Origin of the sequence: Pseudomonas sp. NPDC087639 (assembly GCF_044743385.1) — a bacterium.
In the GTDB taxonomy this organism is placed as follows: domain Bacteria; phylum Pseudomonadota; class Gammaproteobacteria; order Pseudomonadales; family Pseudomonadaceae; genus Aquipseudomonas.
Map to the genome: position 1 here is coordinate 40,246 of NZ_JBIUWI010000047.1, position 6,040 is coordinate 46,285.

Annotated in this window: 5 protein-coding genes and 1 pseudogene; 2 read left to right on the top strand and 4 right to left on the bottom strand. The window is 62.0% G+C overall.

Annotated features, from left to right (window positions below; genetic code table 11):
• Nucleotides 1-13: 13 nt before the first annotated feature.
• Nucleotides 14-463: a Cd(II)/Pb(II)-responsive transcriptional regulator gene (gene cadR / locus ACIOVB_RS19175; RefSeq protein WP_008088440.1), complete on the top strand. Its 450-nt coding sequence runs from the start codon at nucleotides 14-16 to the stop codon at nucleotides 461-463.
• A gap of 199 nt (nucleotides 464-662) precedes the next feature.
• On the opposite strand, the pseudogene ACIOVB_RS19180 reads toward cadR, so the two are convergent.
• From ACIOVB_RS19180 to ACIOVB_RS19190, 3 genes and pseudogenes are all read right to left on the bottom strand, one after another.
• Nucleotides 663-1,202 (bottom strand): annotated as a pseudogene (locus ACIOVB_RS19180) (thymidylate synthase); the annotation flags it as partial.
• 50 nt (nucleotides 1,203-1,252) lie between these two features.
• Complete coding sequence (lgt, locus tag ACIOVB_RS19185) at nucleotides 1,253-2,068, bottom strand: prolipoprotein diacylglyceryl transferase (RefSeq protein WP_103304351.1); 816 nt, start codon at nucleotides 2,066-2,068, stop codon at nucleotides 1,253-1,255.
• 79 nt (nucleotides 2,069-2,147) lie between these two features.
• The gene (locus ACIOVB_RS19190; RefSeq protein WP_187679079.1) at nucleotides 2,148-2,930 is read right to left on the bottom strand and encodes a sulfite exporter TauE/SafE family protein; all 783 of its coding nucleotides are present in this window, start codon (nucleotides 2,928-2,930) and stop codon (nucleotides 2,148-2,150) included.
• Nucleotides 2,931-3,060: 130 nt separating this feature from the next.
• Between ACIOVB_RS19190 and ACIOVB_RS19195 the strand changes: the two genes are divergently transcribed.
• A complete protein-coding gene (locus ACIOVB_RS19195) occupies nucleotides 3,061-3,807 on the top strand; it encodes an NRDE family protein (protein ID WP_401270358.1) in 747 nt (248 codons plus the stop codon).
• A 109-nt stretch (nucleotides 3,808-3,916) separates the two neighbouring features.
• Here ACIOVB_RS19195 and ptsP read toward each other — a convergent pair.
• Nucleotides 3,917-6,040, bottom strand: a 2,124-nt coding sequence (ptsP, locus tag ACIOVB_RS19200; protein WP_401270360.1) for a phosphoenolpyruvate--protein phosphotransferase, incomplete at its 5' end; no start/stop codon positions are given.

Sequence of the window (6,040 nt, forward strand, 5' to 3'; positions counted from 1 at the left end):
GGAGATTGTCGTCATGAAGATCGGAGAACTGGCCAAACTGACCGATTGCGCCGTGGAAACCATCCGCTACTACGAGCGCGAAAACCTGCTGCCGGAACCGGCCCGCAGCGACGGCAACTACCGCGTCTACACCCAGGCCCACGCCGAACGCCTGACCTTCATCCGCAACTGCCGCACCCTCGACATGACCCTCGAAGAAATCCGCAGCCTGCTGGCCATGCGTGACAGCCCGCAGGATCAATGTGAAAGCGTGAACACGCTGATCGACGAGCACATCCAGCATGTGAAGGCGCGGATTGATGGGTTGTTGGCGTTACAGACACAGTTGCTCGACCTGCGCCAACGCTGTGGCGAAGGGCCGGGGGCCGATCAATGCGGGATTTTGCAGCGGCTGGAAGTGAGTGGCGGGGTGGTGGCGACGGAGGTTGAGCATTCCCATGTGGGCCGTAGTCACGGCCACTGAGCCTTACACAAAACCAAATGTGGGAGCGAGCCTGCTCGCGAAAGCGGTGTATCAGTCGACATCTTTATGACTGACACGCCCTCTTCGCGAGCAGGCTCGCTCCCACAGGGGTTTTGTATTGTGCCTCAGACCGCCATCGGCGCGGTCATTGGCGCGTGGTGCTCGTAGCCTTCCAGCGAAAAGTCGCTCGGCTCGACCAGTTCCAGCCGTGGAACAGAATGCGGCGGCTGCCCGGGTCGTTGATGATCGTGTCGACGCACTGGCGAACCTGATCGATGGCTTTGTAAAGCACCACGTAGGCCTGACCGTCTTCTTCGCCTTGAGCGATCTGCTTGTAACCGTTGCTCAACGTTTGTTCGATGGCCGCTGTGTTGCTCAGCGGGATCTGCTTGTACGCCGGCCATTTGCGCCATTGCACGCCGTAGATTTCGCCGAGATCGTCGTCGCCCTGACGGAACGGGTTGGCCAGCCACTGGGCGTTTTCGTTGGCGTTCTGGTCCCAGACCTTGCAGCCCAGCTCACGGAATTCAGCGGCGTTGTTCACGCCACGCAGAAAGCCGCACATCTCGCCGATGGCCGATTTGAAGGCCATCTTGCGGGTGGTGATCGCCGGGAAACCTTCCTGCAGATCGAAACGCAGCATCGCCCCCGGAAAACTGATGGTGTTGATGCCGGTGCGGTTGGCCTGTTTGGTGCCGTTCTGGATGACGTGCGAGACCAGTTCGAGATATTGCTTCATGAGTTACCTGTGTCCTTTGAGCCCCGGCGTCGCGCGCCGGGGTTCGTAGTTTAAGCCGTCGGAGCGAGCGGTGCCGCCGGCGCGCGACGATAGGCCAGCCAGATCAGGAACAGCCCGCCGATGATCATCGGCACGCACAGCACCTGGCCCATGGTCAGCCAGTTCCAGGCCAGATAGCCCAGTTGCGCGTCCGGGACGCGGACGAACTCGACGATGAAACGGAAGATGCCGTAGAACAGCGCGAACATGCCGGAAACCGCCATGGTCGGGCGCGGTTTGCGCGAGAAGATCCACAGGATCAGGAACAGCGCCACGCCTTCGAGCGCGAACTGATACAGCTGCGACGGGTGACGCGGCAGTTGCGCGGGGTCGCTGAACGGCGGGAAGACCATGGCCCACGGCACGTCAGTCGCCTTGCCCCACAATTCGGCGTTGATGAAGTTACCGATACGTCCGGCGCCCAGACCGATCGGCACCATCGGCGCGACGAAGTCCATCAGCTGGAAGAACGACTTGCCATTGCGCTTGCCGAACCACAAGGCCGCCAGCATCACACCGATGAAGCCGCCGTGGAACGACATGCCGCCCTTCCACACTTCGAAAATCAGCGTCGGGTTGGCCAGGTAAGCGCTCAGGTCGTAGAACAGCACATAGCCCAGACGTCCGCCGACAATCACGCCCATCGACAGCCAGAAGATCAGATCGGAGAGCTTCTCCTTGGACCAGGTCGGGTCGAAGCGGTTGAGCCGGCGCGACGCCAGCAGCCACGCACCGCCGATGCCGATCAGGTACATCAGGCCGTACCAGTGGATTTTCAGCGGACCGATGGCCAGGGCCACCGGGTCGATCTGCGGGTAAGGCAGCATTGCGACTCCTCGTTAGAGTTGAAAGCAGAATTCCCGGGCGACGCTGCCACCTCAGGATTAAGTCAGGATTGCGACGCGATCAAAGCAAAAAGCTTAAACCCACGGTGAACAGCAAAGCGGCGAACAGTCTTTTCAGCAAGCGCGGCGACAATTTGTGCGCCAATCGCGCGCCGATACGGGCGAATACCATGCTGGTCAGAGCGATGCCCAACAGCGCCGGCAAATAGACAAAACCGAGACTATGGGCCGGCAGCAACGGATCATGCCACCCCAGAATCATGAAACTTAATGCACTGGCCAAGGCGATCGGCAAACCGCAGGCCGAAGATGTCGCCACGGCCTGCTGCATCGGCACGCTGCGCCAGGTCAGGAACGGCACGGTCAGCGAGCCGCCGCCAATGCCGAAAATCGCCGACGCCCAGCCAATCACACTGCCGGCCACGGTCAGACCGAGTTTGCCCGGCACGGTTCGGCTGGCCTTGGGTTTGACGTCCAGCGCCAACTGCACGGCGATCACCAGGGCGAACACACCGATGATTTTTTGCAGGTTGGGCCCGGAAATCGCTTCGGCCGTCAGCGCACCAAAACCGGCGCCGAGCAAAATGCCCACGGTCATCCACATGAAGATCGGCCAGCGCACCGCGCCGCGACGATGGTGCTCACGCACCGCGTTGACCGAGGTGAAGATGATCGTCGCCAGCGACGTGCCCACCGCCAGGTGGGTGAGAATCGACTGGTCAAAGCCCTGCAAGGTAAAACTGAACACCAGCACCGGGACAATGATGATCCCGCCACCGACCCCGAACAGCCCGGCCAGCACGCCCGCACAGGCGCCCAGCGCCAGATAGAGCAGAAATTCCATGACCGTCTCCCAGACGCATCCCCAAAACCGGAGCGGCATGGTAACGGATGCATGGCCTCCTGCTCCACTTGCGATGGATGCACGGACGCCGGATGCGTAGAGTGGGCAAAAAACACACAAGGACCACCTTATGTGCCTGATTGTTTTTGCCTGGCGCCCGGGCCATGCCCAGCCGCTGATCGTCGCGGCCAACCGTGACGAGTTCTACGCCCGGCCGAGCCTGCCGCTGGCGCAATGGCCGGAAGCGCCGCAGGTGCATGCCGGGCGTGATCTTGAGGCCGGTGGGACCTGGCTGGGGATTGGCGCCAATGGGCGTTTTGCCGCACTGACCAATATTCGTGATCCGCATCAGCCGCCGGCGCGCAAATCGCGGGGTGAGTTGGCGGCGCGGTTTCTCACCGGTGATCTGTCGATTGATGATTATTTGATCGATGTGGTCGGTCGCTCGCCGGAATACGCCGGGTTCAATCTGCTGCTCGGCAACAGCCATGAGCTGTGGCATTTCAATGCGCGGATGTCGGAGCCGGTGATGCTCGCGTCGGGTGTCTACGGGTTATCCAATGCCGGGCTGGATACGCCGTGGCCGAAGTTGCTCAAGGCCAAGGCCGCGTTGAGCGCAGTGCTTGAAGATCCGCAGCCTGAACGCTTGATGGGATTGTTGAGCGATGCGCAGACGGCGCCATTCAACGAGTTGCCAGATACCGGCGTGGGGCTGGCAACTGAATCATTGCTGTCGAGTGTGTTTATTGCCAGCCAGAGTTACGGGACGCGGGCGAGTACGGCGTTGATTGTGCAGGCGGATGGGACGCGGCGGATGGTGGAGCGCAGTTTTGGGCCGTATGGCGGGCATTTGGGGGAAGTGGAGATCATCATTTAGTGGTGCTCGAACTTACGCCTTCGCGAGCAGGCTCGCTCCCACACTGGATCTGTGATCGACACAAATCCCCTGTGGGAGCGAGCCTGCTCGCGAAGGGGCCCTAAGGGTGTTAGAGGGCTTTGTTGACCGCCGGCGGATTGATCTTCGACAACCCAAGGTTCTTCAGCGCCAATTGCAGCGAGCTGTGGATAACTTGCGGGTTATCGATGGTCATCAACTCCGCCAGCAATTCCTTGGCCTTGCTCAGGTTCACCTGGCGCAGCATCCACTTCACCTTCGGCAGGTTGGTGGCGTTCATCGACAGGCTGTCGAAGCCCATCGCCATCAACAGCACTGCCGCCGCCGGATCACCGGCCATCTCGCCGCAGATGCTCACGGGTTTGCCTTCGGCATGGGCGTCGCGCACCACGTTCTGCAAGGCTTGCAGCACGGCCGGGTGCAGGTAGTCGTAGAGGTCGGCCACCCGCGGGTTGTTGCGGTCAACCGCCAGCAAGTATTGAGTCAGGTCGTTGGAGCCGACCGACAGGAAGTCCACCTGCCGCGCCAGTTCCTTGGTTTGATACACCGCTGCCGGAATCTCGATCATCACGCCGATTGGTGGCATCGGCACGTCGGTGCCTTCGTCGCGCACTTCGCCCCAGGCCCGGTGGATCAGGTGCAGGGCTTCTTCGAGTTCGTGGGTGCCGGAGATCATCGGCAGCAGAATCCGCAGGTTGTTCAAGCCTTCGCTGGCCTTGAGCATCGCGCGGGTCTGCACCAGGAAGATTTCCGGGTGATCGAGGGTGACGCGAATGCCGCGCCAGCCGAGGAACGGGTTGTCTTCCTTGATCGGGAAGTACGACAGCGACTTGTCACCGCCGATGTCGAGGCTGCGCATGGTCACCGGTTGCGGATGGAACGCGGCGAGCTGTTCGCGGTAGATCGCCAGTTGTTCCTTCTCGCTCGGGAAGCGCTGGTTGATCATGAACGGCACTTCGGTGCGGTACAGACCGACGCCTTCGGCGCCGCGCTTCTGCGCCCGCGCCACGTCCGCCAGCAGGCCGGTGTTGACCCACAACGGCATGCGGTGGCCATCGAGGGTCACGCACGGCAGGTCGCGCAGGGTGTCGAGCCCCAGCGCCAGTTGTTTCTCTTCTTCCACCACCTCGGAGAACTGCTTGCGCAGCACGTCGCTGGGGTTGGTGTAGACCTCGCCGCGCGTGCCATCGACGATCATCTCGATGCCGTCGACCTTGGCGTACGGCAGGTCAACCAGACCCATCACCGTCGGAATGCCCATGGCCCGGGCCAGAATCGCGACGTGGGAGTTACCCGAGCCGAGTACCGACACCAGACCGACCAGCGTGCCCTCCGGCACCTCGCCGAGCATCGCCGGCGTCAGCTCTTCGCTGACCAGAATGGTTTTTTCCGGGTAGACCAGATTCTGCTGACGCTCTTCCTGCAAGTAGGCGAGCAGGCGGCGGCCGAGGTCTTTGACGTCCGACGCGCGCTCACGCAGGTAGGCGTCGTCCATCAGTTCGAAACGGTTGACGTGCTCGGTGACCACTTGGCGCAGTGCGCCCTGAGCCCATTGGCCGGTCTTGATCACGGTGGTGATTTCGCTGCCCAGCGAGGCATCGTCGAGCATCATCAGGTAGACGTCGAACAGCGCGCGCTCTTCCGGGCGCAGCTGGGTTGCCAGTTTGGCGGACAACGCGCGCATGTCGGCGCGCACGCCTTCGATGGCGGTCTTGAACAGCCCCAGCTCAGCATCGATGTCGGTGATGGTCTTGTCCGGTACCACGTCCAGATCGGCTGGCGGCAGCATGACCACTGCGGTACCCACTGCCGCGCCTGGCGAACCCGGTACGCCGACGAATTTGGCTTCCTGGATGCCTTTGCCCTGACGGCCCAGGCCACGGATCGAACCGGTGGCCTCGGCGTGGGCGATAACGCCGGCGAGCTGCGCGCTCATGGTCACGAGGAAGGCTTCTTCACCTTCATCGAACTGGCGGCGTTCTTTTTGCTGGATGACCAACACGCCGACAACGCGGCGGTGGTGAATGATCGGTGCACCGAGGAACGAGGCGTAGCGCTCCTCGCCCGTCTCGGCGAAGTAGCGATAGCGCGGGTGATCCGCGGCGTTTTCAAGGTTCAGGGGTTCTTCACGCGTGCCGACCAGACCGACCAGACCTTCGTTGGGTGCCATGCTGACCTTGCCGATCGAGCGCTTGTTCAAGCCCTCGGTGGCCAT

Bases quoted from the DNA above. Each gene is read 5' to 3' on its own strand.
- cadR (WP_008088440.1), top strand. From the start codon at position 14: ATGAAGATCGGAGAACTGGCCAAACTGACCGATTGCGCCGTGGAAACC.
- lgt (WP_103304351.1), bottom strand. From the start codon at position 2,068: ATGCTGCCTTACCCGCAGATCGACCCGGTGGCCCTGGCCATCGGTCCG.
- ACIOVB_RS19190 (WP_187679079.1), bottom strand. From the start codon at position 2,930: ATGGAATTTCTGCTCTATCTGGCGCTGGGCGCCTGTGCGGGCGTGCTG.
- ACIOVB_RS19195 (WP_401270358.1), top strand. From the start codon at position 3,061: ATGTGCCTGATTGTTTTTGCCTGGCGCCCGGGCCATGCCCAGCCGCTG.